At 62.9% G+C, this 26,509-nt stretch carries 21 protein-coding genes and 1 tRNA gene; 11 read left to right on the top strand and 11 right to left on the bottom strand.

The features are described 5' to 3' along the window. Window positions 1–9: 9 nt before the first annotated feature. Both AC1RQ5_RS19075 and fabF read left to right on the top strand, forming a co-directional pair. On the top strand, window positions 10–1,293 hold the full coding sequence (locus AC1RQ5_RS19075) for an MFS transporter (protein ID WP_493201018.1): 1,284 nt from the start codon (window positions 10–12) through the stop codon (window positions 1,291–1,293). A 43-nt stretch (window positions 1,294–1,336) separates the two neighbouring features. Continuing rightward, window positions 1,337–2,599 carry a beta-ketoacyl-ACP synthase II gene (gene fabF, locus AC1RQ5_RS19080; RefSeq protein WP_493201020.1) on the top strand — a complete coding sequence of 421 codons (1,263 nt, stop codon included), beginning with the start codon at window positions 1,337–1,339 and terminating at the stop codon, window positions 2,597–2,599. 104 nt (window positions 2,600–2,703) lie between these two features. Here fabF and AC1RQ5_RS19085 read toward each other — a convergent pair whose 3' ends face one another. Next, window positions 2,704–4,260: an acyl-CoA carboxylase subunit beta gene (locus AC1RQ5_RS19085; RefSeq protein ID WP_493201021.1), complete on the bottom strand. Its 1,557-nt coding sequence runs from the start codon at window positions 4,258–4,260 to the stop codon at window positions 2,704–2,706. Then, on the bottom strand, window positions 4,190–5,158 hold the full coding sequence (locus AC1RQ5_RS19090; protein WP_398479596.1) for an IclR family transcriptional regulator: 969 nt from the start codon (window positions 5,156–5,158) through the stop codon (window positions 4,190–4,192). Before AC1RQ5_RS19090 ends, AC1RQ5_RS19085 begins: the two co-directional genes overlap by 71 nt. Window positions 5,159–5,527: 369 nt before the next feature. Here AC1RQ5_RS19090 and AC1RQ5_RS19095 point away from each other — a divergent pair, with 369 nt between their 5' ends. Next, the gene (locus AC1RQ5_RS19095) at window positions 5,528–6,688 is read left to right on the top strand and encodes a TAXI family TRAP transporter solute-binding subunit (RefSeq protein ID WP_493201023.1); all 1,161 of its coding nucleotides are present in this window, start codon (window positions 5,528–5,530) and stop codon (window positions 6,686–6,688) included. A gap of 194 nt (window positions 6,689–6,882) precedes the next feature. Continuing rightward, window positions 6,883–9,084 carry a TRAP transporter permease gene (locus AC1RQ5_RS19100; RefSeq protein ID WP_493201024.1) on the top strand — a complete coding sequence of 734 codons (2,202 nt, stop codon included), beginning with the start codon at window positions 6,883–6,885 and terminating at the stop codon, window positions 9,082–9,084. Window positions 9,085–9,264: 180 nt separating this feature from the next. Here the strand turns inward: AC1RQ5_RS19100 and AC1RQ5_RS19105 are convergent, their stop codons facing one another. Together AC1RQ5_RS19105 and ilvA are read right to left on the bottom strand one after the other, a co-directional pair. Next, the gene (locus AC1RQ5_RS19105; protein WP_493201026.1) at window positions 9,265–9,714 is read right to left on the bottom strand and encodes a hypothetical protein; all 450 of its coding nucleotides are present in this window, start codon (window positions 9,712–9,714) and stop codon (window positions 9,265–9,267) included. 244 nt (window positions 9,715–9,958) lie between these two features. Then, a complete protein-coding gene (gene ilvA, locus AC1RQ5_RS19110; RefSeq protein ID WP_493201028.1) occupies window positions 9,959–11,476 on the bottom strand; it encodes a threonine ammonia-lyase, biosynthetic in 1,518 nt (505 codons plus the stop codon). Between the two features lie 209 nt (window positions 11,477–11,685). Here ilvA and AC1RQ5_RS19115 point away from each other — a divergent pair, with 209 nt between their 5' ends. Beyond that, window positions 11,686–12,741 carry an acyltransferase family protein gene (locus tag AC1RQ5_RS19115; protein WP_493201030.1) on the top strand — a complete coding sequence of 352 codons (1,056 nt, stop codon included), beginning with the start codon at window positions 11,686–11,688 and terminating at the stop codon, window positions 12,739–12,741. 4 nt (window positions 12,742–12,745) lie between these two features. Here AC1RQ5_RS19115 and AC1RQ5_RS19120 read toward each other — a convergent pair whose 3' ends face one another. Further along, window positions 12,746–14,104, bottom strand: a complete 1,359-nt coding sequence (locus tag AC1RQ5_RS19120; RefSeq protein WP_493203473.1) for an O-antigen ligase domain-containing protein — start codon at window positions 14,102–14,104, stop codon at window positions 12,746–12,748. Between the two features lie 161 nt (window positions 14,105–14,265). Between AC1RQ5_RS19120 and AC1RQ5_RS19125 the strand changes: the two genes are divergently transcribed. The 4 genes from AC1RQ5_RS19125 to AC1RQ5_RS19140 all read left to right on the top strand — a co-directional run bounded on the left by AC1RQ5_RS19125 (window position 14,266) and on the right by AC1RQ5_RS19140 (window position 15,535). After that, window positions 14,266–14,342: transfer RNA gene (locus tag AC1RQ5_RS19125), tRNA-Arg, on the top strand. 135 nt (window positions 14,343–14,477) lie between these two features. Continuing rightward, complete coding sequence (locus AC1RQ5_RS19130; protein ID WP_398479608.1) at window positions 14,478–14,789, top strand: PilZ domain-containing protein; 312 nt, start codon at window positions 14,478–14,480, stop codon at window positions 14,787–14,789. A 161-nt stretch (window positions 14,790–14,950) separates the two neighbouring features. Then, on the top strand, window positions 14,951–15,166 hold the full coding sequence (locus AC1RQ5_RS19135) for a hypothetical protein (RefSeq protein ID WP_398479610.1): 216 nt from the start codon (window positions 14,951–14,953) through the stop codon (window positions 15,164–15,166). 90 nt (window positions 15,167–15,256) lie between these two features. Continuing rightward, window positions 15,257–15,535, top strand: coding sequence for a hypothetical protein (locus AC1RQ5_RS19140; protein ID WP_493201032.1), 279 nt, complete (start codon window positions 15,257–15,259; stop codon window positions 15,533–15,535). On the opposite strand, the gene AC1RQ5_RS19145 is transcribed toward AC1RQ5_RS19140, so the two are convergent. Beyond that, window positions 15,504–15,743: a hypothetical protein gene (locus AC1RQ5_RS19145; RefSeq protein WP_398479614.1), complete on the bottom strand. Its 240-nt coding sequence runs from the start codon at window positions 15,741–15,743 to the stop codon at window positions 15,504–15,506. The genes AC1RQ5_RS19140 and AC1RQ5_RS19145 overlap by 32 nt on opposite strands. Window positions 15,744–16,117: 374 nt before the next feature. Here AC1RQ5_RS19145 and AC1RQ5_RS19150 point away from each other — a divergent pair, with 374 nt between their 5' ends. Further along, the gene (locus AC1RQ5_RS19150; protein WP_493201034.1) at window positions 16,118–16,477 is read left to right on the top strand and encodes a GrlR family regulatory protein; all 360 of its coding nucleotides are present in this window, start codon (window positions 16,118–16,120) and stop codon (window positions 16,475–16,477) included. Between the two features lie 122 nt (window positions 16,478–16,599). On the opposite strand, the gene AC1RQ5_RS19155 is transcribed toward AC1RQ5_RS19150, so the two are convergent. Then, a complete protein-coding gene (locus tag AC1RQ5_RS19155) occupies window positions 16,600–19,281 on the bottom strand; it encodes an ATP-binding protein (protein ID WP_493201036.1) in 2,682 nt (893 codons plus the stop codon). A gap of 116 nt (window positions 19,282–19,397) precedes the next feature. Then, window positions 19,398–21,590, bottom strand: coding sequence for a PQQ-dependent dehydrogenase, methanol/ethanol family (locus AC1RQ5_RS19160; protein ID WP_493201037.1), 2,193 nt, complete (start codon window positions 21,588–21,590; stop codon window positions 19,398–19,400). Window positions 21,591–21,812: 222 nt separating this feature from the next. Here AC1RQ5_RS19160 and AC1RQ5_RS19165 point away from each other — a divergent pair, with 222 nt between their 5' ends. Then, on the top strand, window positions 21,813–23,372 hold the full coding sequence (locus tag AC1RQ5_RS19165) for a long-chain-fatty-acid--CoA ligase (protein ID WP_493201039.1): 1,560 nt from the start codon (window positions 21,813–21,815) through the stop codon (window positions 23,370–23,372). A gap of 149 nt (window positions 23,373–23,521) precedes the next feature. Here AC1RQ5_RS19165 and AC1RQ5_RS19170 read toward each other — a convergent pair whose 3' ends face one another. The 3 genes from AC1RQ5_RS19170 to AC1RQ5_RS19180 form a co-directional block, all read right to left on the bottom strand. Further along, entirely contained in the window at window positions 23,522–24,322 is an 801-nt protein-coding gene (locus tag AC1RQ5_RS19170; RefSeq protein WP_493201041.1) for an NUDIX hydrolase, read from the bottom strand. Between the two features lie 141 nt (window positions 24,323–24,463). Then, the gene (locus AC1RQ5_RS19175) at window positions 24,464–25,420 is read right to left on the bottom strand and encodes a dihydrodipicolinate synthase family protein (RefSeq protein WP_493201043.1); all 957 of its coding nucleotides are present in this window, start codon (window positions 25,418–25,420) and stop codon (window positions 24,464–24,466) included. Window positions 25,421–25,489: 69 nt separating this feature from the next. Then, complete coding sequence (locus tag AC1RQ5_RS19180) at window positions 25,490–26,371, bottom strand: SDR family oxidoreductase (protein ID WP_493201045.1); 882 nt, start codon at window positions 26,369–26,371, stop codon at window positions 25,490–25,492. Window positions 26,372–26,509 lie beyond the last annotated feature (138 nt).

The raw sequence follows: 26,509 nt of genomic DNA on the forward strand, positions 1-26,509 counted from the left end.
GGAAGACCGATGATCTCCGGATGGCTGTCCACGGCGCTTGCCCGCCGCAATATTCACTATGGCTGGGCGATGATCGCCGTGACCTTCGTCACCGCACTGGTGAGCGCTGCCGCGGTCGGCGCGCCCGGCGTTTTCATCGTGCCCTTGCAGAAGGAGTTCGGCTGGAGCACCGCTGAAATCTCCTCCGCGATGTCAATCCGCTTCGTGCTGTTCGGCCTGATGGCGCCCTTCGCAGCGGCGCTGATGAACCGCTACGGGCTGCGCAATGTCACGCTGACAGCGTTGCTGATCGTGGCTGCCAGCCTGATCCTGTCGCTCGGCATGACGCAACTCTGGCAGCTCGTGGCCCTATGGGGCTTTGCGGTCGGCGTCGGCACCGGCATGACCGCCCTCGTGCTAGGCACCACCGTCGCCTCGCGATGGTTCAAGGAGCGGCGTGGCCTCGTGGTCGGCATTCTCACCGCAAGCGCGGCCACCGGGCAACTGATCTTCCTGCCAATCCTGGCAGGCATTACCGCGCAAGCCGGCTGGCGCTGGGCGCTGGCTCTCATGTGCGTGATGCTGGCCATCGCGGCCACCGGCGTGCTGCTGGTGATGCGCGACCGCCCGAGCGATCTGGATCTGCGCCCGTTCGGCGATACCGGCACCGATCCGCTGCCGGCACCGCCTCCGGCCAATGCGCCGATCATGGCCGCCGCGCTTGGCGCGCTGCGCGATGCGGCAAAAACAAAAGTGTTCTGGATCCTGTTCGCGACCTTCTTCATCTGCGGCGCCAGCACCAACGGACTCGTTCAGGTGCATCTGATCCCGATGTGCCTTGATTTCGGCATTCCGGAAGTCCAGGCCGCAGGCCTCCTCGCCGCCATGGGCATCTTCGATTTCATCGGCACCATCGCATCGGGTTGGCTATCGGATCGCTATGACAACCGCTATCTGCTGTTCTGGTATTACGGGCTGCGCGGCCTGTCCCTGCTGGCGCTGCCCTTCACCGACTTCACTTTCTATGGCCTGTCGCTGTTCGCCATGTTCTACGGCCTCGACTGGATCGCCACCATTCCGCCGACAGTAAGGCTGACGGCCGCGCGCTTCGGTGCCGAGCGCGCCGGCCTCGTCTTTGGCTGGATATTTGCGGGACACCAGCTGGGTGCCGCGACTGCCGCTTTCGGCGCCGGCCTGTCGCGGACGGTGTTGCTGAGCTACCTGCCGGCGTTTTTCGCGGCAGGCGCGCTTTGTATCATCGCTGCTATCATCGTGCTCGGCATCACCAAGGACAAGAAGGCGGCAACTGCCTGATGGCATGCGCCACCTCATTAACGAGTAGCAGACAGGAAAACCGATGCGACGCGTGGTCGTTACAGGTATGGGCGCGGTATCCCCGCTCGGTTGCGGCGTCGAAACAAACTGGGCGCGCCTGCTTGCCGGCCAGTCTGGCATTCGGCTGCTGCCGGAGGCCATGACGGCAGATCTTGCGGCGAAGGTTGGTGGCCAGGTGCCGGATCTGGCAGACGACATCGAAGGCGGCTTCGATCCCGACAAGGCGGCCCCGCGCAAGGACCAGCGCAAGATGGATCGCTTCATCATGTTCGCGCTGATGGCAGCCGATGAAGCGATCGCCCAGGCCGGATGGACTCCCACCGACGCGCGCGCGAAACAGCGTACGGCGACGATCATCGCATCCGGCATTGGCGGATTTCCGGCCATTGCCGATGCCGTACGAACGACAGACACCAAGGGCATCCGCCGGCTGTCGCCGTTCACAGTGCCCTCGTTTCTCGTCAATCTCGCCGCCGGACACATTTCAATCCGTCATGGCTTTGAGGGTGCGCTCGGCGCGCCGGTGACCGCATGCGCTGCCGGCGTGCAGGCGATCGGCGATGCCGTTCGTCTGATCCGCGCTGGCGAAGCGGATGTCGCGATCGCCGGTGGCGCCGAAGCCTGCATCGACCGCGTCAGCCTTGGCGGCTTTGCCGCAGCCCGCGCGCTATCGACCGATTTCACCGCCCATCCCGAACGCGCGTCGCGCCCGTTCGATCGGGACCGCGACGGCTTCGTGATGGGTGAAGGCGCCGGCATCGTCGTGCTCGAGGACCTCGCCCACGCGCTTGCGCGCGGTGCCCGGCCGATCGCGGAAGTGATCGGCTATGGCACCACGTCCGATGCCTATCACCTGACCGCGGGACGCGAGGACGGCGACGGCGCCAGGCGCGCGATGGCGATCGCATTGGCGCAGGCCAATATTGCGCCTGAGGACGTTCAACACCTCAATGCGCATGCCACATCGACGCCGGTGGGCGATCACGGCGAACTGGAAGCGATCAAGACGATTTTTGGCACCCGTCGCAGCGTGGCCGTCAGTTCGACCAAATCCGCCACCGGCCACCTGCTCGGCGCAGCAGGCGGCCTCGAGGCGATTTTTGCGATCCTTGCATTGCGCGACCAGATCGCGCCCGCCACGCTCAATCTCGACAACCCCGATCCGTCCGCCGAAGGTATCGACCTGATCGGCGGCAGCGCGCGTCCGATGCCGATCGAACATGTTCTGTCGAACGGCTTCGGCTTTGGCGGTGTGAATGCCAGCGTGGCGTTCCGGCAGATGTAATGGCGGAACATAGGGCGGATGAGCGAAGCGTCATCCGCCGGCCGAATTCATGGTTGAAACTCCGCGGCGGATTACGGCTTCGCCCAATCCGCCCTACGGCAGTCTCACGGGCGCATCTGCAACCTGGCTGGCCCCGGCGTCCGCAACGGCTCGGCGAGGCGCGCGAACTCGCAGAGCAGCGAGCGCGTCTTGAGCGGATTGATCACCTCTTCCACCCAGAACTTTTCGGCCGAGCGGAACGGCGAGCGCAGCTTGTTGAGCCGATCCTCGATCTCGGCCAGCTTCTCCTTGGGATCATCCGCCGCCTCGATCTCGGCGCGATAGGCCGCCTCGATGCCGCCTTCCAGCGGCAGCGATCCCCAATAGGCCGACGGCCACGCATAGCGCATCGAATAGCGATTGGCCGGTTGATGCACCACGCCGGCGACGCCGAAGGCGTTGCGCAGGATGATCGTGCACCAGGGCACCGTGCTCTGGTTCACCGCCGCCATCGCACGCACGCCGTAGCGAATGGTCGCCTGCTTCTCGGCCTCGAGACCGACCATGAAGCCCGGGCAATCCATCAGATAGACCACCGGCAGATGGAAGGTCTCGGCGAGATCGACGAAGCGGATCACCTTCTGGCAGGCATCGGCGGTCCATGAACCGCCATAGTGGAACGGATCGCTCGCCAGCACGAGAACGGCGCGGCCGTCGAGCCGCGCAAAGCCCGTGATGACCGGACGACCGAAATTCGCCGACATCTCAAAGAACGAGCCGCGATCGACGACAGCGTCGATGATCGGGCGCATCTTGTAGACTTCCTTGCGGCCGCGCGGCACGGCATTGAGCAGCATCGGCTCGGCGCGCTCGGGATCGTCATTGCAGGGAAGCGTCGGCGGCAATTCATAGACTGACGACGGCAGATAGGACAGGAAGCGCCGCGCGCAGGCGAAGGCCTCCTCTTCCGTATTGACGGCATGATCGACGCCGCCGGCACGCGTCTGGATATCGGCGCCGCCGAGCTCTTTCTTGTCGAGGGCCGCACCAAGACGCGCCACCACCGGCGGCCCGGCAACGAACATCGCCGAGTTCTTGGTCATCACCGAATAATGGCACGCCGCCAGACGCGCTGCGCCGAGACCAGCCACCGAGCCGAGCCCGAGACCGACCACCGGCACCTGCGAGAGGTTCGCCGTCGTGTACCAGTACCAGCGTGTGCCGCCGACGCCGCCAGGCAGATTGGCAGCGCCCTTGGTCTCGATGGTCTTGACCGAACCGCCACCACCGGAGCCTTCGATCACGCGAATGATCGGCAGGCGCAGTTCGTGCGCCATCTCCTCGGCCATCAACGGCTTCGCGGAGATCGACGCATCGGCGGAGCCGCCGCGCACCGTAAAATCATCGCCGACCACGACGACAGTGCGACCATCGATCCGCGCCCGGCCGAACACACAGTTCGCCGGGGTCAGTTTCGTCAGCTCGCCCTTCTCGTCATATTCGCCGATGCCGGACACGGCACCGATCTCATGGAAGCTGTTGGCGTCGGTCAGTTTGTCGATGCGCTCACGAACCGTGAGCCGGCCCTGGTCATGCTGGCGCTTGACCTTGTCAGCGCCGCCCATCTCCCGCGCGAAGGCTTCGCGCCGGGCCAGGTCGTCGAGTTCCGGCTTCCAGTTCATTCAGTCCCTCCGGGAGTATTTTTTTATGAATTGTTGGGGCCGAGGGCGCGGCCGATACAGCAGCCGTCGTGAGGCCACTATCGGCATTCTGGATCATCACGCTGATGGTCTCGCTCAGCTGCCGGATGATCGGGCCGACCTCGCTCGCCATCCGCGCGTCGTCATACATGGCCGACAACACGCCGATCACCACGACCACATAGGTCTGGTAATGCGGCGACCAGATTGGCACGGCGATGCCGGTGATGTGCGGGCTGAACATGCCGCCGGCGATCACATAGCCGTTCTCACGCAGCGACTGGCGGTTGGCTTCGATCCTGCTGCGCAGGATGTTGGCCTCTTCCGGCATCTCGCGCGCCATGTCCCGGATCAGCGCGTCGCCGACATCCTCGTCCAGCGCGGCGAGATAGGTATGGCCAGCGGCCGTGCGGCCCATGGCGATGCGGCTGCCAGTCGTCGAATGCAGGCCGAGCGCATGATCGGCGCGCGCATATTCGAGATAGACCATGTGGTGACGGTCGGGGATCGTGAAGCCGATGGTGCCGGGAATCTGCTCGGCCACTTCCTGCAGACGCATGCGGATCAGGTTGCGGACCTGGAGGCCGCGCGTCATCGACGTGCTCATCGCCACGGCGCTGGAGCCGATGCGGTATTTCTGGTCGCCGGGGAGATAGGCGAGCTGGCCCATGCGGGTCAGTGTGTGCGTGAGCCGCGACACGGTCGAGCGCGGCAGGCCGCAGCGCTTGGAGATTTCGAGATTGCCGAGACGGGCGTCGTGCCCCTCGAAGCAGCGCAGAATATCGAATGCGCGCGACACCACCTGGATCACGTCGCCCTCGCCCGTTTGATCACTGGCGAGCATACCCTGCTTGGTGAGGCGTTCCGAACGTCGTCCCATAATGCGCTTCCTCTCGGGCGGCACTTGTCAGGACGGTCGTCATTGACCCTCACCGCGCGCCGCCATCCCGTTCCATTGTGCGGAATTAAATTCCACTTGCCGGCTACGCTACCTCACGGAATTTCTCCCGACAACACCATGATGCGCGCAACCCCTTATGCTTTGGGCGCGTATCGTCGCAGCATCCACACACCTTTAGCGCGCATTCGCTCCTCACCGGCTGCGGGCGCGACGACTAAAATCAATGCAACGCGCCCCCTCAGTGGCTGAGAACGTCCGCACCAATCATGTTGTCATCGCCAGACCTCGATGACATGATCGCGAAATAACAAAAGCAATTCGCAAAGCGAATGCATGCGGGAGGGATCTATGCGTCACCAGCTCTTCGGGCTGGCGTCGATGGCTGTGCTCAGCACCGCTGGCGCCGTTCATGCCCAATCACCTGACATCAAGCTTCCACCATCCATGGCGGTCACCGCCTATGACACCGGCACGGCCGGCTTCAACATCGCCGTCGCGGTCGGCAAGATGATGAAGGACAAATACGGCACCGATGTGCGCGTGCTGCCCGCCGGCAATGACGTTGCACGCCTTGCTCCGTTACGTGCAGGACGCGCGGCGATCTCGTGGATGGGCTCCGGCATCTATTTCGCGCAGGAAGGCGTGTTCGAATTCGGCGTCAAGGAATGGGGCCCGCAGCCCGCGCAGGTGACGCTGTCCACCATCGATTGCAACGGCGCCTCGCTCGGCGTGGCCAAGGACATCAACGTCAAGGAGATCAAGGATCTCCGCGGCAAACGCGTCGGCTTCGTCGTCGGCTCGCCGGCGCTGAACCAGAATTCGCTTGCCATCATGGCCTATGGCGGCCTCACCAAGGCCGATGTGAAGCCGATCGAATTCGCCAGCTACGGCGCCATGTGGAAGGGCATGGTGAACAACGACGTCGATGCTGCCTTCGGCACGACCATCACTGGACCCGCCAAGGAAGCCGAGACATCGCCACGCGGCCTGATCTGGCCGCCGATGCCGGCGGAGGACAAGGCCGCATGGGAGCGCGTGAAGCGCATCGCGCCGTTCTTTAATCCGCATATCGCAACCTGCGGCGCGGGCATCACGCCGCAGACGCCCATCAATCTCAGCACCTATCCCTACCCTGTCGCCACCGTCTACGGCACGCAGAGCGAGGATTCGGTCTATGCAATGACCAAGGCGATGATCGTGAATTTCGACGCTTACAAAGACAACGCGCCGGGCGCCCTTGGCCTTGCCGTGAAGGCGCAGTCGATGAAATGGGTGGTGCCATTTCATCCGGGCGCAGTGAAAGCGCTGAAGGAAGCCAATCATTGGACCCCTGAAGACCAGACCCACAATGACGGGCTGATCAAGCGGCAGGGCGTACTGAAAGCCGCATGGGACGGCTATGCCAAGGCCAATGCGTCGAAAGGCGAAAGCGAGTTTCTCAGCGGCTGGATGAAGGTGCGCGCCGATGCGCTCGCCAAGGCCAATATGCCGAACGGTTTTGAGGAATAGCGCGGTTTCATTTTGAAATGACGCATTCTCTCCACACACTCTCCCTCATCCTGAGGAGCCGCGCGCTTGCGCGGCGTCTCGAAGGATGAGCGACACACGCCATGGTTCGAGACGCGCGCCAAAGGGCGCGCTCCTCACCATGAGGACGGCGTTAAACGAGACCTCGCCCGTTATCAGCCGCTGGATATCTGCTCATGACTTCATCTTCTGAATCCGCGCGGCTGACGTCCGATGTGCCTCCGAAAATGGAGCTCGACGATCCCCATGGGGTCGCCGATCTCCAGGAGTCCGAAGTCACGCGCGTTCGCGCCTTGCACGGCATCTGGCGCTGGGCGCTCTTGGCCGCGACGCTGGCCACCATCCTGCTCTGCGTCAATCAGCAATTCGCGCTGCGTTTCCTCATGGACTACACGCAGCTCAACACCGAATATTTCTACCTTCTCATTGCGCTGATGTTGCCTTTCACGTTCCTCATGTTTCCGGGAACGCCGAAGGCCAATCTCGATCGCGTGCCGTGGTATGACATCGCGCTGTTCGTCGGCACGTTTGCTGCGGCGATCTATCTGATGATGAATATTCGCCGGGCCGCGCAATTCGGCTGGGAATTCGACGGAGCGCCGAATGGCGTGATCGCAGCCGGCCTGGTGATGTGGTTCGTCTTGATGGAAGCCCTGCGGCGCACCGGCGGCTGGAGCCTGTTGCTCAGCGTGGCGCCCTTCACGATATATCCGATGGTGGCGGATTCGAGCTGGCTCGGCCCGTTCCGCGGCACGCAATCGACACTGGAGCAGACCACGGCCTATCACGTGCTGTCCGGCGAGAGCCTGCTCGGCATTCCGATCCAGGCTTTTGCCGATACGGTGATCGGCTTCCTCGTCTTCGGCACTGCGCTGATGATGACCGGTGCCGGAAAGTTCTTCATCAATATCGCCTTCGCACTATGCGGCACTTTTCGCGGAGGCGCTGCAAAAGTCTGTATCTTTGCATCGGGCCTGCTCGGCACCGTCGGCGGCAGCATCGTCTCCAATGTGCTCACCGCCGGCACAATGACCATCCCCGCCATGAAGAAGACGGGTTTTACGCCCTCCTATGCCGGCGCGATCGAGGCCTGCGCCTCCACCGGCGCCGTGCTCGCGCCGCCGGTGCTGGGCGCAACGGCCTTCGTGATGGCGCAGTTCATGAACGTCAGCTACGCCGATGTCGCGCTTGCCGCCACCATTCCGTCCGTGCTGTATTATTTCGGCCTGTTCGCGCAGGTGGACTCCTATGCCGCGCGCCACAAGCTCGAAGGCATTCCACGCGAAGAGCTGCCGCGCTTCTCCGATGCGTTGAAAGAAGGCTGGTACTATCTGTTCGTGATCGCGATCCTGGTCGTGATGCTGCTCTACTTCAAACGCGAGAGCCACGCGCCGTTCTACGCCACCGCCCTGCTCGTCATCCTGCATCAATGGTCGGGCCCGGCGCCGTGGAAGACCGGCAATACGCTGGTGCTGCTGCTGTCGATCGCCCTCACCGGCGCCATGCTGTGGCTTGATACGGCCAACTCCATCCTGTGGGGCATGTGCATCCTCGCCGCCCTCAACGAATTCTTCCCCGGCAAGAACTGGGGCGGCGCGCGCTGGCTGCATTTCCTTGAACTCAACGGCAAAACCTTTGTCGAGCTGATCGCGATCCTCGCCGGCTGCGGATTGTTGATCGGCGCGTTCTCGCTCACCGGTGTGATCTCCAGCCTCGCCAATGACCTGCTCGCCATCGCCGGCGGCAACGTGTTTCTCCTGCTGGTGATGTGCGCTTTCACCAGCCTAGTGCTCGGCCTCGGCCTGACCACCACCTCCTGCTATATTTTCTTGGCCATCCTGGTGGCGCCGGCGCTGGAGAAGCTCGGCCTCAACAAGATGGCCGTGCACATGTTCATCTTCTATTGGGGCATGCTGTCCTCGATCACGCCACCGGTCGCCATCGCCTCGTTTGCCGCGGCCGGTATTGCCGGCGCGCCGGCGATGAAGACGGGATGGCAGAGCATGTGGGTCGGCAGCATCATCTATTTCATCCCGTTCTTCTTCGTGCTGAATCCGGCGCTGCTGCTGCAGGGCGACATGCCCTATGCGGAAGCGCTCGGCCTCACCGCGCTGGCATGCGTCGGCATCGTCTTCATCTGCGGCGGTATTCAGGGCTACCAGGCCTGGGTCGGCGATCTCCGCCGGGCGGGCACGATGGAATGGCCGCTGCGCGTGCTGCTGATCCTCGGCGGCATTACGCTGGCGACGCCCGGCGGCGGCATCAATCCGCTGTCGCAATGGCAGATCGTGGTGCTGGCGCTGGGGATATTGGTGCCGACGGTGCTGGTGGCACTGGCGCTGGTGAAGCGGGGGAATGCGAGAGCTGTATCTCTATAGGACACCGCTCTCCACTCAGCCCTCATCCTGAGGAGCCGCGCAGCGGCGTCTCGAAGGATGGCGGCTAGCTCAGAGCCAGGCCATCTCATGGTTCGAGACGGCGCTGCGCGCCTCCTCACCATGAGGGACAAACATTGGTCATACAAGAGGGCACGCTTCGCTCACCCTGCAGGATGAGCGTCAAAACTCTTCCGGGCACGGATCGATGATCTTCCACAGCTCCATGCCGTTCTTGACCTTCTTCATCTCCGGCGTCAGGCCGCCATTGCGGGCGAGCCAGCTTTTCACGGTGGCCGGATAATAGGACATCAGGTCCGATGTCCCCTCCTGGCTGATGACCTTCATGCCGAAGGTAAAGGACTTGTCGTAATAGGCCTGATGGAAGCCGAGGCTGGCCCGCGGGGTGACGCAGACCTTGTTGAGCGGCACGATGCCGAGCACGAGCGTGCAGGCCGAATTGCAGATGCCGTCGATGATCACCCGCTCGCGGCGATCGCGGATGCGCTCATACTTCGCCTTGTATTCCTCGACATAGCCGCCGTGATCGCGGGTGATGCGCAAATCGGCATGAGCGGGCGCAACGAAAAGCACCACCAGCGACGTCAGCAGAGGCAGCAACGAAAGGCGCATCGGGCCATGGAACCGGTAAGAAGAAAATCCCCCAAAGCCACCACCCGTGGGAGGGCATTGGCCTAGCCGTCCGATTCTGGCCGGACAGTGCTAGCAATCCGTTAAGCATCGGCTTTGAGCGAAAAAAAGGCAGGAACTGGGCTGACCCGCAGGGCGGATTGGCGAAGCGTAATCCGCCGCGGAGTTTCCGCCATGCACTCGGCCGGCGGATTACGGCTACGCCTCATCCGCCCTGCGGTCGCGCTCAGCCGTTCAAGAACATCCGATAAACCGGGTTATCGGTTTCGTCCTCATAGGGATAGCCCAGCGCATCCAGCCGCTCGCCCATGCGGCCGCGATCGGCCTCCGGCACCTGCAGGCCGACCAGGATGCGGCCGTAATCGGCGCCGTGATTGCGGTAATGGAACAGCGTGATGTTCCAGTCCGGCTCCATCTGATCGAGGAATTTCAGCAAGGCTCCTGGCCGTTCCGGGAATTCGAAGCGGAGGATCACCTCCCCCTTCAATTCCGGCGGCGCGCGCCCGCCAACCATATAGCGGATATGCAGCTTGGCGGTCTCGTCCGCGCTGATATCGAGCACCTTGTAATCGAGCGAGCGCAGCTGCTCGATCAGCTTCGCCTTCTCCTGCCGCGCATCGCTGAGCTTGATGCCGACGAAGACATTGGCTTCCTTCGCCTCGGCATAACGATAGTTGAATTCGGTGATGACCTGATTGCCGATGGTCTGGATGAAGCGGCGATAGCTGCCGGGCTTTTCCGGGATGGTCACGCCGAGCAGGATCTCGCGGGCCTCACCGACTTCGGCGCGCTCCGCCACATGGCGCAGGCGATCGAAGTTCATGTTGGCGCCGCTGCTGATGGCAACCAGCGCGCCGGTGCGCGTCGGGTTCGCCGCGGCATAGGCCTTGAGCCCGGCAAGCGCCAGCGCGCCCGCGGGTTCGGTGATCACGCGCGTGTCCTCAAACACATCCTTGATCGCTGCGCACATCTCGTCGGTATTCGCAGTGATCACATCGTCGAGCAGTTCACGACAGAGACGAAACGTCTCGACGCCGGCCTGACGCACGGCAACGCCATCGGCAAAAAGGCCGACGCGATCGAGCACGACGCGGTCGCCCGCTGCAATCGCAGCTTTCATCGACGCTGCATCCTCGGGCTCGACGCCGATCACTTTCGTCTCGGGCCGCAGGAATTTGATGAAGGACGCGATGCCCGCAGCCAGGCCGCCGCCACCGATCGGCACGAACACCGCCTCGATGGGATCGGGGTGCTGCTGCAGGATCTCCATGCCGATCGTGCCCTGCCCGGCGATGACGTCGGGATCGTCATAGGGATGCACGAAGGTCAGCTTCTGCTCGGCCTCGAGTTTACGCGCATGCGCTGCGGCTTCATCAAACGTGTCGCCGAACAGCACGGCATTGCCGCCCCAATAGCGCACGGCATCGACCTTGATCGGCGGCGTCGTCACCGGCATCACGATGGTGGCCTTGATACCGAGCTTCTGCGCCGACAGAGCGACGCCCTGGGCATGATTGCCGGCCGACGCACAGATCACGCCGGCTGCGCGCTGCTCGGCCGAGAGCTGCGCGATGCGGTTATAGGCGCCGCGAATCTTGAACGAGAACACCGGCTGCAGATCCTCGCGCTTGAGCAGCACCGGGCTGCCAATACGGGCGCTGAGGCGCACCATCTGGTCCAGCGGCGTCTGCACCGCGACGTCATAGACGCGGCTGTCGAGTATCTTGCGAACGTAGTCGGTCACGGCGAAGTCCTGAAACATGGCACCGCGCAACCCGCGCGGCGAAATTGAGGGGCGAGATGGGCACCGAAATGCGAGGAAAATCAAGCCCGTTCTGTAGATGGACACCTATCACGGCCCAATCGGTAAACACTTACAACACTTTGTTAACCGTGAGGTAGAGCCCGCCCGCCTATGCTGGCCAGCGAATGATCATGCCAAGAGCGGCCAGCATGACCGAGCGGACGGCGACACAGAACCTGCAAGACCCGGCACGCCATGTCTGGGTCGATCACGCGCGCGGCATCGGCATCATCCTGGTGGTGCTCGGCCACGTGCTCGGCGGGCTCTACAATTCCGGCCTGTTTCCACACGAGACACTGCTGCGCTGGATCGTCTACACGCTCTACACCTTCCACATGCCGATGTTCTTCTTCCTCGCCGGATTGAACGCACAGCACAGTCTTCGCCGCGGCGCCGGCGCGTTTCTGACCGGCAAGATCACGACCATCGCCTATCCCTATGTGCTGTGGTCGCTGATCCAGGGCAGCATCGTGATGGTGATGGCGCGCGATGCCAACATCCCGATCACGGCAGCGGATCTCGCCGCGATCTGGTATCGCCCCATCGGACAGTTCTGGTTTCTCTACGCCTTGATGCTCTGCCATATCGTGGCCTGCATCGTGAACCGTGAGGCCGTCATGGTCGGCCTGGCGATCGCCGGCTTCGTGATCTTCTCCTGGCTGCACGATCCACCAGACCTTGCGTTGACGCTGCATCATTTTGCGTTCTACGTGGTCGGCCGCTACGCACCGCGCGCGGTGATCTCCGCAGCCGTCCCGCGTCTGTCGGGCTGGCTGGCATGGCTCGGGCTTCTCGTTGCTTTCGCACTCGCCATTGCCATCGACGGCAGCCAGTTCGGACTGCACGCCAATGGCGTCACCGCACTGCCCGCCTCGATCTTCGGCATTGCCGCAGTGATCCTGTTGTCAAAGCTGCTCGATCCGCGCTGGCATCGCTGGCTCGCCGCCGTGGGCACGACGTCGATGACGATCTATATCCTGCATATCCTCGCCGGCTCCGGCACGCGCATCGTGATGCTGAAGCTGCATGTGCCGCCATCGCCCTGGCTGTATCTGCTGATCGGCACGGCTGCGGGCGTGTTGCTGCCGATGCTGGCGCATGTGGTGCTGCGGCGGTTCGGCCTGCTCACCGCCCTTGGTCTTGCGCCGCCCCAGACCCGCGCCCCTCAGGCCGAGCCATCCTTGGCTGCAAGCGGCGCCAAATAGTCCGTCAGGCCTGCTGCAGCGATCCAGCCGGCACTGCGGCTGGCGCGGTCTCGTCCCACGGGCAGGCCATGGCGAAGATCATCCAGAACAACACTCCGATCTCGCCCGAAGAGATGCTCGTCAGCGGCATGTGGATCAACATGCCCCCGAGCGCGATCGCGCCGAGCACGACGCCTTCCCGCGTCGGCATCCGCCACGCCGCCGCAATGCTCCACAGCATCACCCAGAGATAGGCGGCGAGGCAGATCATTCCGATCGGAATGCCGAAGGTCACCCAGCTGGCGATGATCTGGCCGTCGATGGGCATGGCGCCGGCCACGCCGACATCGGTGAAGGTGAAGCCCGTGCCCCACAGATAGCTGTCGGGCGCATTCCACAGCGTGACGAATTCCTCGAGGCGCTCGGCACCGCTGCCATCTTCCGAACCGCTGCCGAGCGATTGCAGGCGCGTGAAGATCGCCTCGCCGAATGGCGTGAACAGCACGGCGCAGGTGGCGGCGATGGCGATGCCGATACCGGTCGTCACGGCGCGCACCCGCGTCGCCGCGAACACCATGCAGAACAGCACGCCGAGCGCGAGGCCGAGCCAGCCGGCGCGGTAGAGCGACAACAGCAGCCCGAGCGCCGCCGGCCCCATGGCCAGCAAGGTCTGCCAGCCCGGCCGCGTGAAGCCGAGCAACAGCAGGCCGGTCGCCGTAAAGGTCCCATAGGTCGCCGGCCCGTTCATCGTGCTGAACACGCGCACCATGTAAGGCAGCGGATAACCGGCCGAGGTGATGCTGGCATAGTTCATCCAGAACCGGTCCCAGGCAGGCGGGTCGACATATTGCCAGATGCCGTAAAGCCCGGTGATCGGCAGCACCACGAAGAAGGCGCCGGCCATGGCATTGACCAGCTCGCCATCCGGCTTGGCGCGCAGCTGCAAGGCGATGGCATAGAGCACCGGCGCGCTCCATTTCAGCGCACCATTGGCGGCGTTGAACCAGTCGTTCTGAACGACCGACGCAGCGAACGCATAGGTGACGCAGAACAGGATGATGACCGGCGCGATCATCCATGGATTGCGCGCGCGCCCGGTAAGCGACAGCCACGTCCAGATGCTCGGCAGCGGCATCAGGATGAACATCAACGGGCCGATCAGCATGATGCTGGACTGGTCGAAACCCACGGTGACATCGACGAAGCGGCGCACGAACGGCGTGAAGGCGAACAGCACGATGGCGCCCTGCACATGCGCCGCCGCGCTCTGGCGCCACGCATACCATCCCGCCGCGGCACACCCGACCACGAATAGCGGCCGCGACAGCGAACCCAGCGCCGGCCCGATCGCAGCCGTCACGACCAGGAGCAGCACGGCCGGCATCCATCCTGCCAACAGGACGGCGAGAAGACGCGAGGTGAGTCGGCCCTGATTCATGCGGCTAGACTATAACGATCCCCCGATGCGCTGAAGGTGCGCCGGCCGCCCCAATGTGGGACAAAAGGGCTAGCTTTTACCGACGCCGTGACTATGGTGCGCGCCACGCACTCGTAGCTCAGCTGGATAGAGCATCGGATTTCGATTCCGAGGGTCGGGCGTTCGAATCGCTCCGAGTGCACCATGCTCCCTGTCTGAAATCACAGGCTTCCTGACGCACGGATCGGCTGCCGGCCTTTCGTCCACCGCCTCGTCTGCGCATATATTTACCGGCTATTTGCATCCTCGCTCTATGGTTCCACCGGGCGAGGATGGTGGAATGATCCCTGAGAGGCGAAATACTGGCCGCGTGACGTTTGAACGCGGGTTTCCGGTATGGCTGATGGCCATCGACGGGACGTGGCGGCGCAATTGCCGCATGATGGACGTCTCGGAAACCGGCGCGCGCCTCGTCGTCGAAAGCTCCATCGAGGGCATCAACCTCAAGGAATTCTTTCTGCTGCTGTCCTCCACCGGCCTGGCCTTCCGGCGCTGCGAGCTTGCCTGGGTCAATGGCGAAGAGATCGGCGCCACGTTCCTGCGCCAGGGCCCTAAAAAGAAGCAGGACCGCAAGGCCGATACCGAAGTCTGATCCCCGCAAAATGTTCCGGCGGCACTGATCACCATTGCGCGCAAAAATGCCGCCATGCGTGAAGGGCATGTGACTATTCGGCCGGGAACATCAGGTCGGCTGAAAGCTTTCCCTCCTGTGTATCAGGTGCGTTTGACCGCCAGGATTTTCGGGAGCTCACCATGAAAGACTTTTCCAATGCCGCCTTCCCGCCCGAGATGATCTCGGTGATGCAGAAGGCCCTCGACGGCGCCGTCGCAACGCTGCCGCACCCTGTCAGCTCGGTCCACGTGCGCTCCATCGCCGAATCCATTTTGCGCACCACGCGTGATGGCGAGCGTGACCCCACGATGTTGCAGACGATGGCGCTGCTCGAATTGCAGCTCACCGGTCATTGACCGCTGCGCGGATCATCCCGACATATCGATACGACGCGGCGCAACCGGACGGGCCATCAGGCGTTGGTTGCGCAACATGGAGACGGCCAGATGCCTTACGCGCTCTTCGCAAATTCGACCAAGGTCAGCAAAGCGTTTGCCAGCAAATCGGATGTCTGGCGCCATGCCGAAGAGAGCGGTCTGGTCACCGAAGTGGGACTCGGCGAGGAAGATCCGCCGCGCCGCGTTCTCGACATGAACTATGCCATCAAGGAATGCGCGCCTGATCCGGTCGAACGCGCCTCGGACCACGGCATGAGCGAGCACGACATTGCGCAGATGATCGCCGCCTGCCGCGTCAATCCGCCGTCCGCAGCCGCCGCATCGTGAATTCGATGGCGCCGTCGGGCATTTCCCGCCAGCGCTCGACTTCACTCATATAAGCTTGTTTGGGAAACCGATCGAGAAACGCCCGCGCGGTCTTGCGGGCGTCTTCGCGTGTCTGGGTGAAGGTCTCGCGGACATAGCCATCGTCCCGCATCCGCCGTTGCCGGCGCTCGGCCATTCCCTCCGCCAGATCGCGCGGCGTCTTCGGCACGGTTGCTACTCCACACACAAGCAACGATGACCATCAGATTGGCACGGAACCGGCGCCGATCAAGCGCAAAAAAGAAAGGGCGCCACGATCACGTGGCGCCCTTTCCATCGACTCGCTGAATCCGAGCGCCGAGGCGCCCGACCCGGTTCACTGGTGAAAGACTTCACAGAGTGAACTTAGCGGGCGGCCTCAGCGAGGTGACAGCGCTTGGAATGAGACACTGGACCACCTCCTTTCATTGTTGACGATCCCGAAAATATAGACCGCTTCCGCCGATTGTTAAGCCCCTCTCGAGTTCCATTGCGTTGACGACGGCTCGCGGGGTTGCCATAGTCCAATCGCGCAACCAAGGGACGGGTTGGCACTGGAACGCAATGAAAAACGGGCTTTACTCTCTTCATGTGGTGTTGCTGGACGGGCGTTCCGGCAAAGGCAGCGGGGTCGCGACCTTTCGTGACGGCGAGCTGCTCGGCGGCGATGCCTACCTGTTTTATGTGGGCAGCTACGTCGTCAATCACGAGGCCGGCACCTTCAAGGGCGAGGTCTCGGTGATGCAGCATACGCCGAGCCCCGATATGAGCCCGCTATTCGGCAACCAGAGCCAGCCGGTCGGCATCGGACTGACGGGGACGTTCAATGAGACGTCCGCAACGATGAACGGCACCGCGCTGGTCGGCAAGAACAGCCAGATTTTCCGCGCCACGCTGCGGCTGCTGGCGGAGTCGGAGAAGTAGTTGCAAGCGTAGGTTGGGTTGAGCGGAGGCGCGTCAGCGCCGCAGCGAAAACCCATCGGCCGAGCTTGCCGCATCGTGCGGCTGATGGGTTTTCGCTTCGCTCAACCCATCCTATGGCCTGATCACTCCGCAGCCATTTCCAGCGGCGCGTTGCGCGGCAGGATGATCTGGATGCGCGTGCCCTGCCCCGGCTCCGAATGCAGATGCAGCCGCCCGCCAAGCCGACTGGTCACGATGCTGTAGACGATGTGCAGGCCGAGCCCGGTGCCGCCCTGATCGCGCCGCGTGGTGAAGAACGGATCGAACGCACGGCGCCGGACTTCCGGTGTCATGCCGATGCCGTTGTCCGTGAACAGAATCTCCACATGATCGGTGCCGGACTCCTGCACCTTGATCTCGACAGCTCCGCCCGTGCCATCGGGAAAAGCATGAGCGACCGTGTTCAACAGTAAATTCGTCAGCACCTGGCCATAGGGGCCGGGATAACTGTTCATGGACAGGCCGGGCTTGCAGTCCACGGATAACGAAAGCTTCTGTTTGCGCAGCCCGGGCTTCAGGCTCATGACCACCTGCTCGGTGAGATCGGCCAGATCGAACACGCGCTGGTCGGAATAATTGCGATCCGCTGCGACCTGCTTGAACGACTGGATCAGCTCGGCCGCGCGATTGAGATTGGCGACAAGCTGTGCGGCCGCATCACGGTTGGCCTCGACGAACTCGGTCAATGACGAGCGTCGCAAATCGCCGCGCGCGACCTCCTCCGCAAAACGCGCCACGCGCCGCTCCAGCGATGACGCCACCGTCAGGCCGATGCCGACGGGATTGTTGACCTCGTGCGCCACGCCGGCAACGAGGCGTCCGAGTGCGGCCAGTTTCTCCGCCTCGATCAGCGAATTCTGCGTCTCGCGCAGATTGCGCAGCGCACCTTCGGCAGCATCGCGCGCCTTGCGCATTTCATGTTCGCTGCGTTTGCGCTCGCCGATGTCGAGCGCCACCGTCACGATATTCTCGATCTCGCCATTTTCGCGCAGCAGCGGCAGTTTATTGACGAGCCACTGCCGCATCACGCCGGAGGCGTCGCGATACTCCTCTTCATAAAAGCCAAGGCCATCATTGGTGGCCAGCACGCGCTTGTCATAGGCGTCGGTCTTCGAAGCTCCGTAACGGGCCATCAGTTCGCCGGTGGTCTGGCCGAGCGCCTCGCCGGGCTCGATGCCGAAAATGCCGGCCATGTAGCGGTTCATCAGCACGTAGCGGAGATCGGTGGTCTTGACGTTGATCACCGCAGGCACGGTGTCGATCACCTGCTGCAGCAGGCGCCGCCCCTCGAACACCGCCGCTTCGGCACGCTTCTGATTGGTGATATCGCGGACCGAGCCCTCATAGCGCACGACGACGTCATCCTCGTCGCGTACCGCCGTGGCGCTGTCCGACAGCCACAGGATCGTCTGCTCGCGCTGATAGACCTGATACTCGAATTCGCGCACCATGCCGTCGCGCTGCATGCGCCGCTGATATTCGAGGCGGGCATCGGGATCGACATAGATGTTCTTTGAAATATCGAGCGTCGCCCGGATCAGCTCTTCCGGCGTGTCAAAACCCATCATCCGCGCCAGCGCCGGATTGGCATTGAGCAGCGCCCCCGACGGCGTCGTGACATAAATGCCGTCGATGGAGCCTTCGAACAATTTGCGATAGCTCTCCTCGGCGAGCCGCTGTTCGGCGAGCGCATGCACCGCGGCCTCGCGCGCTGCATCGGCTTCCACCAGCGTCTTGCGAAACACCTCGGCAGCGCGGGCGATGTCGCCGATCTCGTTATTGAGCGTGGTGGCCGGAATCGCCGTCTGCTGGCGGCCGCCGGCCAGTGCGCGAATGGCGCGGGCGATCGCCTTCAGCGGCCGCACGATCCGCCGCACCACGAACAGCGCCGCCATCAGGCCGATCACCACGCCGGCGGTGCCGAGCGCGATGCTCTGCATACGCGCCGCAGTGAGCGTCTTGGCGAATTCGTTCGACAGCTGACGGCCGCGCAGCGTGCTCAACTCGCGCAGGAAGTCGGTGACGCGGCCGATCTGCTGGCCCTCGGCGCCCAGCACTTCGCGATCGAGATCGGCGATCTTCTGCTCAGTGGTCGAGACCGCGATGATGGCATCGGCATAGGCGTCGGCCGCAACGCGCAGCGCCGGTGTCGAGATCGGCATCGCCCGCATGGCGCGCGCGGCGCGTTCCGCCTGTATGGGGTCGCGTGCCAGCAGCGCCGCGGCGATTTCATTCTGCGCCTGAAACATGCGTTTGGCGCCCTCGGTGCTGGTCACGTCGGGCACGGCGCTTTCGAAGTTCTGGCGCAGCGGCGGCAATGTCGCCAGCAATTCGTTGCGCCGGGCGATCAAAGCCGTGACCTGTGCGATGCCCTGGCGATAGGTGGTCAATCGCGCATCAACGCCGTCGATCATGACGCGCTGCTCGGGCGCCAGTTCGAGGCGGGTCTTCTTCAGGAGATCGCCGAGCGCGGTCGCTGCTTCCGATACCTTTTCCGGCTGGGCATTCGGATCGGTGACATAATCGCGTGCGGCCAGCCGCAGGCTGTTGAGCCGGCGATCGATATCCTCGGCGAGATCACCGACGATCTGCAGCCGCTGTAATTCGGCAAAGGTCGTGTCGATGTGGCGGACCGCCACCACATTGGCGACGCCCATCACCAGGATCACGGCCAATACGCAGAGAAACCCGCTGAATGTCAGCTGGCCGATCGAGAGCGACGACGACCTGGCCTTTTCAAGAAATGCCGTGATGGCGGAAGGCATGATGCGGGACCGGACTGCAGACCACGCCAATATATCCCGACTTGATCGATGGGGGAACTTGTCGGGCGGCTCGAATGTCTCGAACCGCCCGACATGGTTTCTATCACGGCCTCATGTCACTTCGGCCGCACCGCGTCCGCAGTGCCCTGGATGAAGGCCTGGATCTTGGTGACATCGGCCTCGGTCAGCTTGCCGGTAAAATCCGGCATGCCCTTGTCCTTGAACGGACCGTTGAAGACGATGTCCTTCAGATTGCCGATGGTCTCGGTCGCGGAATAACCGAGATTCGGCACATTGCCGCCCTTGTCCACGCCGGGCACGCCGTGACAGGCTGCGCAGGCACTGACATAGATCGCGGTGCCATCCGGCACATCCTTCGGATCGTATTTCACGCCCTTCAGAAGATTGCCGATCTGGTATTTTGTGAATTCCGGCAGTGGCGCCTTGCCGCCTACCGCGAACGTATAGACCGTGCCCGGCCCTTCCCGATCCGTGGCGCGCTGGGTGATACCGAACACGCCGCCCCAGCCCACCGCGATGGAGACATATTGCTTGCCATCCACCTCATAGGTGGAGGGCGCAGCAACAGCGCCGGTACCGACCGGCGTCTCCCACAGCTTCTCGCCAGTCTTGGCGTTGTAGGCCACGAAGCGGCCATCGGCCGTGCCTTGGAAGACGAGATTGCCTGCCGTCGTCAGCGTGCCGCCATTCCATGGCGCCACATATTCGGCGCGCCAGGCTTCCTTCTGTTGCACCGGATCCCAGGCGATGAGACGCCCGAACGGCAGGTTCTTCGGCTGTTCGGTATTCAGCGTGAAGCCGAGATTCCAACCGGTCGTCGCTGCATATTTCATCGGGCCGGGATCGTTCTGCACGAACTTCTTCTCGCCCGTGAGATTGAGAGGCACGCCTTGTGCCGGCAGATAGACGAGACCGGTCTGCGGATTGAAGGACATCGGATGCCAGTTATGGGCGCCGAATGGTCCGGGAATGCTGTCGAAGGATTTGTCCGGCGTGCGCGCCTCCGGCACTTCGATCGGCCGGCCATTGGCGTCGTAACCGGTTGCCCAGTTCACATCGACAAAATTCTTGGCCGAGATGTATTTGCCATTGGTGCGATCGATGACGAAGAAGAAGCCGTTCTTCGGCGCATGCAGCACCACCTTGCGCGGCTGGTTGTCGATGGTGATGTCGGCCAGGATCATCGGCTGGGTCGATGTGTAGTCCCAGTTGTCTCCCGGCGTTTCCTGATAGTGCCAGACATATTTGCCGGTCTCTGCATTCAGCGCGACGATGGAGCCGAGATAGAGATTGTCGCCGCCGGCCGGACTGCGGATATTGCGATTCCACGGCGAGCCGTTGCCGGTGCCGATATAGACCATGTTGAGATCGGGATCGAAGGTGATCGTATCCCATGCCGTGCCGCCACCGCCGCTGACCCAGTATTTGCCGGCGGGATCCCACGTCTTCGCCGCGGCCGCCATCGACTCGTCCTCGAACGGTTTTGCGGGATCGCCGGGCACCGTGTACCAGCGCCACTTCTGGTCGCCGTTCTCGGCGTCATAGGCGGTGACATAACCGCGCACACCATATTCGGCGCCGCCATTGCCGATCACCACCTTGCCATTGAACACGCGCGGCGCACCGGTGATGGTGTAGGACATCTTGCGATCGGTGATCGTGTCCTTCTCCCAGACCTTCTGCCCCGACGCGGCATCGATGGCGATCAGCCGGCCATCATAGGCGCCAACGAACACCTTGCCCTTGTAGAGCGCGACACCGCGATTCACGACATCGCAACAGCCGCGATAGCCTTTCTCGCGATCGACGCCAGGATCAAAGCTCCAGATGCGCTTGCCCGTTCGCGTATCCACGGCATGCACGACGCTCCATGGCGCCGTGACATACATGATGCCATCCACCACCAGCGGCGTCGCCTCGACGCCGCGGATGGATTCCAGGCTATAGGTCCACATCAAGCCGATGTCCTTGACGTTGGACGCATTGATCTGGTCGAGCTTGCTGAAACGCGTCTCGGCATAATCGAGGCCATAGGTCGGCCAGTCCTTCGAGGTCGCCGTATTGGCCTTGATCGATGCGCTGTCCACGGCGCCCGTCACCGCCTTGATGTGATCGGCCGATCCCTTGGTCTGCGCAATGGCGGCGCTGCCGCCCAGCGTCAGGCCGAGCGCGATGGCGAGCGAAGCGCTGCGCCAGACAGTTCGCGTGGTTGAGATTTTTGTTATTGAAATGAGCGCATCGCTCTTGTTTGGACGCGTAAAGGCATCCCGGCGAGCAGGTTCTCTCATGCGTTTCACTCCCAATGGTCTCTCACGGACCTGCGCGGATGTTACGCCTTGAACGTGTATCGTCAACCGATGAGAACGCATCTAATCTGCGTAAATGCAGTTTTGCATTGCACCGCCGATGCTGCGCAGCATCACATTGCTTGCTCATGCTTTCGCCGTGTTTATGATTGTCGGCGACATCACAGAGATGCGTTCAGCATCCGGATTGCGAGAGGGAACCACATGAATATCACCCAGGGCCTGCGCCGCGTATTGCAGACCGATCCCCGCGTCATTGCGACCATCGATGGCGAACGCCGCCGCAGCTGGCGCGAGGTCGGCGACCGCGTGGCACGGCTTGCCGGTGGGCTGCACAAGCTCGGCATCCAGCACAATGATCGCATCGCGGTGCTGATGCTGAATTCCGATCGCTATTTCGAACTCTATCTTGGTATCGCCTGGGCCGGCGCCGTGATCGTGCCGACCAATACGCGCTGGAGCCAGGCGGAGATTCTTGACTCGCTGCTCGACTGCCGGGCCTCGGCCGTTGTCGTCGATAGCGCCTTCGCCGCGATGGGCCTTGAACTGGCGCGGGATGCGAAGCTGACGCTGATCTATGCCGATGATGATGCCGGCCCGGCAGAGGCGTACCATTACGACAAGCTCGTCGAAACCAGTTCGCCGGTGCCCGATGCCATGCGCGGCCGCGAGGAGCTTGCGGGCATCTTCTACACCGGCGGCACGACGGGACGCTCCAAGGGCGTGATGCTGAGCCACGGCAATATCATGAGCAATTCGTTGCATATGATGAGCGAAGGCCTGATTCCGGTCGGCTCGATCTATATGAACGCCGCGCCGATGTTCCATGTCGCCAATGGCGGCGCCATGTTTACCTCGCTGGCCAATGGCGGCACCAATGTGATCGTGCGGACCTTCAATCCCGAACTGGTCATGCAGGTCATTGCCGACGAGAAGGTTTCCGCCACGCTGATCGTCCCGACCATGATCCAGATGCTGGTCGATCATCCCTCCTTCGCAAACTACGACCTCTCATCTCTCAAGCAGTTGATGTATGGCGCCTCGCCCATCAACGAAGCCTTGCTCAAGCGTGCGATGAAGGGCCTGCCCAATGCGGAATTCCATCAGCTCTACGGCATGACCGAACTATCGCCGCTCGCAACGCATCTGCCGTGGGAGCAACATTACAGCGCGGACGCTGCCGCAAAGAACCGTCTTCGCGCCTGCGGCCGCGCGGCCATTGGCTGCGAGGCACGCATTGTCGGCGATGACCGCAAGCCCGTTCCGCATGGCACTGTCGGCGAAGTCGCGGTGCGCGGCCAGAACGTGATGATGGGCTATTGGGAACGCCCGGAAGAAACCGCCAAGGCCGTGATCGACGGCTGGATGCATACGGGCGATGGCGGTTACATGGACGAAGAAGGCTACATCTATCTCGTCGATCGCATGAAGGACATGATCATCTCCGGCGGCGAGAACGTCTATTCCATCGAGGTGGAGAATACGATCACCCAGCATCCCGCGGTGGCGCAATGCGCCGTGATCGGAATCCCCGATCCGCATTGGGGCGAGACTGTGCATGCGTTCGTCATTCCGAAACCGGATGCGCAGGTGAATGCGGCGGAGATCATTGCGTTCTGTCGCGATCGGATTGCGGGCTACAAATGCCCGCGCACGGTGGATGTGCGGAGCGAACCGTTCCCGCTGTCGGGGGCCGGCAAGGTGCTGAAGCGCGAGCTGCGGCGGCCGTATTGGGAAAATGGCGTGCAGGCAAAGGCTGGGTGACATCGCCGCCGCAAACTCTCCCCTCATCCTGAGGAGCCGCGTAGCGGCGTCTCGAAGGATGGCCGCGAACTCCAGCCAAGCCATTCATGGTTCGAGACGCGCGCCAAGTGGCGCGCTCCTCACCATGAGGGAACAGTTTGTGGATATTTCTAGGGCGCGCCGGTCAGTTCGAACACTTCCCCATCATACCCCGCCTCGAGCGGAATCCGCAGCTGCCGCTTGTCGCCATCGCGGGTGACGATGGGCATCACGCTGACGATCTTGCTCGCGCGCGCATCGTCCAGCGCCGCAGCCACACCACCCTGCTTGCCCAGCTTGATGAGATTGCGCGTGGTCGGAAACGGCAGCGTGAAGCGACCGGACTCACCACCTTCCAGCGCTTCGCGTGGCGACAGCCAGATCGAATCCGTGGACTCCTTGCCATCATGCATCCCGACCTGCTCAGGCGGCGCCTCGGCCAGGAAGAACCATGTGTCGAACCGCTTCTTCATGCCTTCCGGCGTGATCCAGTGCGCATAGGGCACGAGCAGATCGACAGCCAGTTCAAGATCGTTCTCGGCGATGATGTCAGCGAACTTCACCTTGCCCTCGTTCAGCGCGTCGCGGTGCTGATCGGCGATTGCGCTTGCCCTAGTCGCGGCGATCAGCTCCTTCGAGCCACGCGGGCGCGCGAGCAGGATGCGGCTTTCCTCAAATGTCTCGCGGATCGCGGCGATACGGAACGCCAACGCCTCGGCATCGAGATGATCGCCGCCGTCATGCAGTTCCGGCCGCTTGGCGATCTCGTGATCGCCGATGTCGACGCTGCCGCCGGGAAATACCAGCGCACCCGATGCGAATTCGATCTGATAGTGCCGCACCATCATGAAGACATCGATGGGATCGGTTTCGCCCTTGCGGAGCAGCAGGATGGTGGAGGCTGGACGGACGGCGCCGGGCTCGTGCGGCATGTTGTTCTTGCTCCCTGTCGGCATTCTGCGATGCCTGTCATCTTCTCGGACGTGTAGGATGGGTTGAGCGCAGCGATACCCATCACCACATGCGCCCAGCCCTGATGGGTATCGCTGCGCTCAACCCATCCTACGACCGCATCAGCCAGCCGCGCTGGACTGCGGCTGCAGGTTCGCGCGCTTGTCGTATCGCGCCACGCGCGACAGCAGGTAATCGACTTCTGCCTTGGCCGGCGCCGACAACACCGGACCGGGCTTGCGCTGTGCGCTCGACGCGATGACGCCGCGCTTTTGCAGCACGTATTTTCGCACGGACAGGCCGACGCCCGGCTGCTGCTCATAGCGCACCAGCGGCAGATGCGCGTCGAACAGGTCGTGCGCCTTGTCGCGTTCGCCCTTCCTGGAGAGATTGACGACATCGATCAGCATTTCCGGGAAGGCATAGCCGGTCATGGCGCCATCGGCGCCGCGCTCCATCTCGAAATCGAGGAAGGTGCCGCCATTGCCGGTGAGGATCGAGAGTTCGCGCAGCGAGCCATCCTTCTGGAAGCCGCGCAGCGCCGTGATCTTCTCGAGGCCCGGCCAGTCCTCGTGCTTGAGCATCACGCAGGACCTGGAGTCCATGATGATCTTGCGGATCACCGCCGGCGTCATGATGACGTTCAGCGTCAGCGGGTAATCCTGCAGCACCCACGGCACGTCCTCGCCGATGGTTTCACTCGCCTGCTTGAAATAGGTGGTGATCTGGTCATCGGTGCGCAGATGCGGCGGTGGCGCGATCATGACCGCGGCAGCGCCCGCATCCATCGATTTCAGCGCCAGCGAGCGCATGCTGGCAAAGCCAGGCGCGGAGACGCCGACGATGATCTGCAGCTTGCTGCCGGCGCGCTTGATGAAACGGGCCGCCACGCTTTCCGATTCCGCGGCCTCCAGCTTCGGCGCCTCGCCGAGAATGCCGAGCACGGTGACGCCGTCGCAACCGATCGAGGCGTAGAAATCGATCAGGCTGTCGATGGATTTGTCGTCGATGCGGCCGTCATCGAAAAACGGGGTCGGGGCGATGGCGAAGGTACCGGCTGCTTTGGGCGTGAGTTTCATCATAGGCCTCTGTGTGAACGCGCGGTCACTGTAGCGCGAAATGAGGGCTTTGTCCGCCCCTCGCCGCATCTAGAACCGGCGCGCGCCGTGCTTGCTGTCCGCGTCCGAGAAGAAGATTTCACCCGCATGGGTCGCAATGTCTTCGGCGCTCCACGGCTTGTCCAGCGGCGGCTTCCAGCCTTCCATCTCCATCATCTTCATCTCGCGCACACCGCGCGGACCGGAGACGCCGAGCACCTTGCCGGTCTGGTCGCCGGAGAGATCGCTGACCATATAGAGCACCGCCGGCGCGATGCCGTCGGCATCGAGGGCAGCACCCGGATTTTCGATATAGCGCGGCAGGTCCGATGTCATCCGCGTCAGCGCGCCCGGCGACAGCGTCCAGATGCGGATGCCGTATTTGCGGCCCTCGATGGCCAGCACATTGGACAGGCCCCAGATGCCACCCTTGGCCGCGCCATAATTGCTCTGGCCGAAATTGCCGATCAGGCCGGATGTCGAGGATGTGTTGACGATGACACCGCCGCCATGGTCGCGCATGAAATTGAACACGGGTTTGGTGACGCAATAGGTGCCCTTGAGATGCACCTTCACGACTTTGTCCCACGCCTCTTCCGTAGATTTGGCAAAGCTCTGGTCGCGCAAAATGCCGGCATTGTTGACGAGGATATCGACCTTGCCGAACGCCTTGATGGCGTCATCAAACACCGACTGGCCGCCCGCGATCGTGGAGATGTCAGCGCCATTGGCAATCGCCTTGCCGCCGGCTTTGGTGATGCCATCGACCACCTGCTGCGCCATGGACAGGTCAGCGCCGGAGCCATCGCGCGGGCCACCGAGATCGTTGACGACGACGGACGCGCCTTCGCGCGCGAACAGTTTTGCGTAGGCTTCACCGAGGCCACCGCCTGCGCCGGTGATGATGGCAACCTTGCCGTCGAGAAGACCCATGGCGTTTCTCCGTGATGTGTTTTGTTGGTTGCCCTCTCAGCGTCGTCCCCGCGAAGGCGGGGACCCATACACGCTGGAGACTTAGTTGAAACGATATGGTTGCGGCTTTGCCGTTCAACCATATCGTCGGAGGTTATG

This window comes from Tardiphaga sp. GW821-FHT12E02, from assembly GCF_058807155.1.

Excerpts from the sequence above, each read along its gene's own strand:
- AC1RQ5_RS19075 (WP_493201018.1), top strand. The coding sequence starts at position 10 with ATGATCTCCGGATGGCTGTCCACGGCGCTTGCCCGCCGCAATATTCAC.
- fabF (WP_493201020.1), top strand. The coding sequence starts at position 1,337 with ATGCGACGCGTGGTCGTTACAGGTATGGGCGCGGTATCCCCGCTCGGT.
- AC1RQ5_RS19085 (WP_493201021.1), bottom strand. The coding sequence starts at position 4,260 with ATGAACTGGAAGCCGGAACTCGACGACCTGGCCCGGCGCGAAGCCTTC.
- AC1RQ5_RS19090 (WP_398479596.1), bottom strand. The coding sequence starts at position 5,158 with ATGGGACGACGTTCGGAACGCCTCACCAAGCAGGGTATGCTCGCCAGT.
- AC1RQ5_RS19095 (WP_493201023.1), top strand. The coding sequence starts at position 5,528 with ATGCGTCACCAGCTCTTCGGGCTGGCGTCGATGGCTGTGCTCAGCACC.
- AC1RQ5_RS19100 (WP_493201024.1), top strand. The coding sequence starts at position 6,883 with ATGACTTCATCTTCTGAATCCGCGCGGCTGACGTCCGATGTGCCTCCG.
- AC1RQ5_RS19105 (WP_493201026.1), bottom strand. The coding sequence starts at position 9,714 with ATGCGCCTTTCGTTGCTGCCTCTGCTGACGTCGCTGGTGGTGCTTTTC.
- AC1RQ5_RS19115 (WP_493201030.1), top strand. The coding sequence starts at position 11,686 with ATGACCGAGCGGACGGCGACACAGAACCTGCAAGACCCGGCACGCCAT.
- AC1RQ5_RS19120 (WP_493203473.1), bottom strand. The coding sequence starts at position 14,104 with ATGCCGGCCGTGCTGCTCCTGGTCGTGACGGCTGCGATCGGGCCGGCG.
- AC1RQ5_RS19130 (WP_398479608.1), top strand. The coding sequence starts at position 14,478 with ATGATCCCTGAGAGGCGAAATACTGGCCGCGTGACGTTTGAACGCGGG.
- AC1RQ5_RS19135 (WP_398479610.1), top strand. The coding sequence starts at position 14,951 with ATGAAAGACTTTTCCAATGCCGCCTTCCCGCCCGAGATGATCTCGGTG.
- AC1RQ5_RS19140 (WP_493201032.1), top strand. The coding sequence starts at position 15,257 with ATGCCTTACGCGCTCTTCGCAAATTCGACCAAGGTCAGCAAAGCGTTT.
- AC1RQ5_RS19150 (WP_493201034.1), top strand. The coding sequence starts at position 16,118 with ATGAAAAACGGGCTTTACTCTCTTCATGTGGTGTTGCTGGACGGGCGT.
- AC1RQ5_RS19155 (WP_493201036.1), bottom strand. The coding sequence starts at position 19,281 with ATGCCTTCCGCCATCACGGCATTTCTTGAAAAGGCCAGGTCGTCGTCG.
- AC1RQ5_RS19160 (WP_493201037.1), bottom strand. The coding sequence starts at position 21,590 with ATGAGAGAACCTGCTCGCCGGGATGCCTTTACGCGTCCAAACAAGAGC.
- AC1RQ5_RS19165 (WP_493201039.1), top strand. The coding sequence starts at position 21,813 with ATGAATATCACCCAGGGCCTGCGCCGCGTATTGCAGACCGATCCCCGC.
- AC1RQ5_RS19170 (WP_493201041.1), bottom strand. The coding sequence starts at position 24,322 with ATGCCGCACGAGCCCGGCGCCGTCCGTCCAGCCTCCACCATCCTGCTG.
- AC1RQ5_RS19175 (WP_493201043.1), bottom strand. The coding sequence starts at position 25,420 with ATGAAACTCACGCCCAAAGCAGCCGGTACCTTCGCCATCGCCCCGACC.
- AC1RQ5_RS19180 (WP_493201045.1), bottom strand. The coding sequence starts at position 26,371 with ATGGGTCTTCTCGACGGCAAGGTTGCCATCATCACCGGCGCAGGCGGT.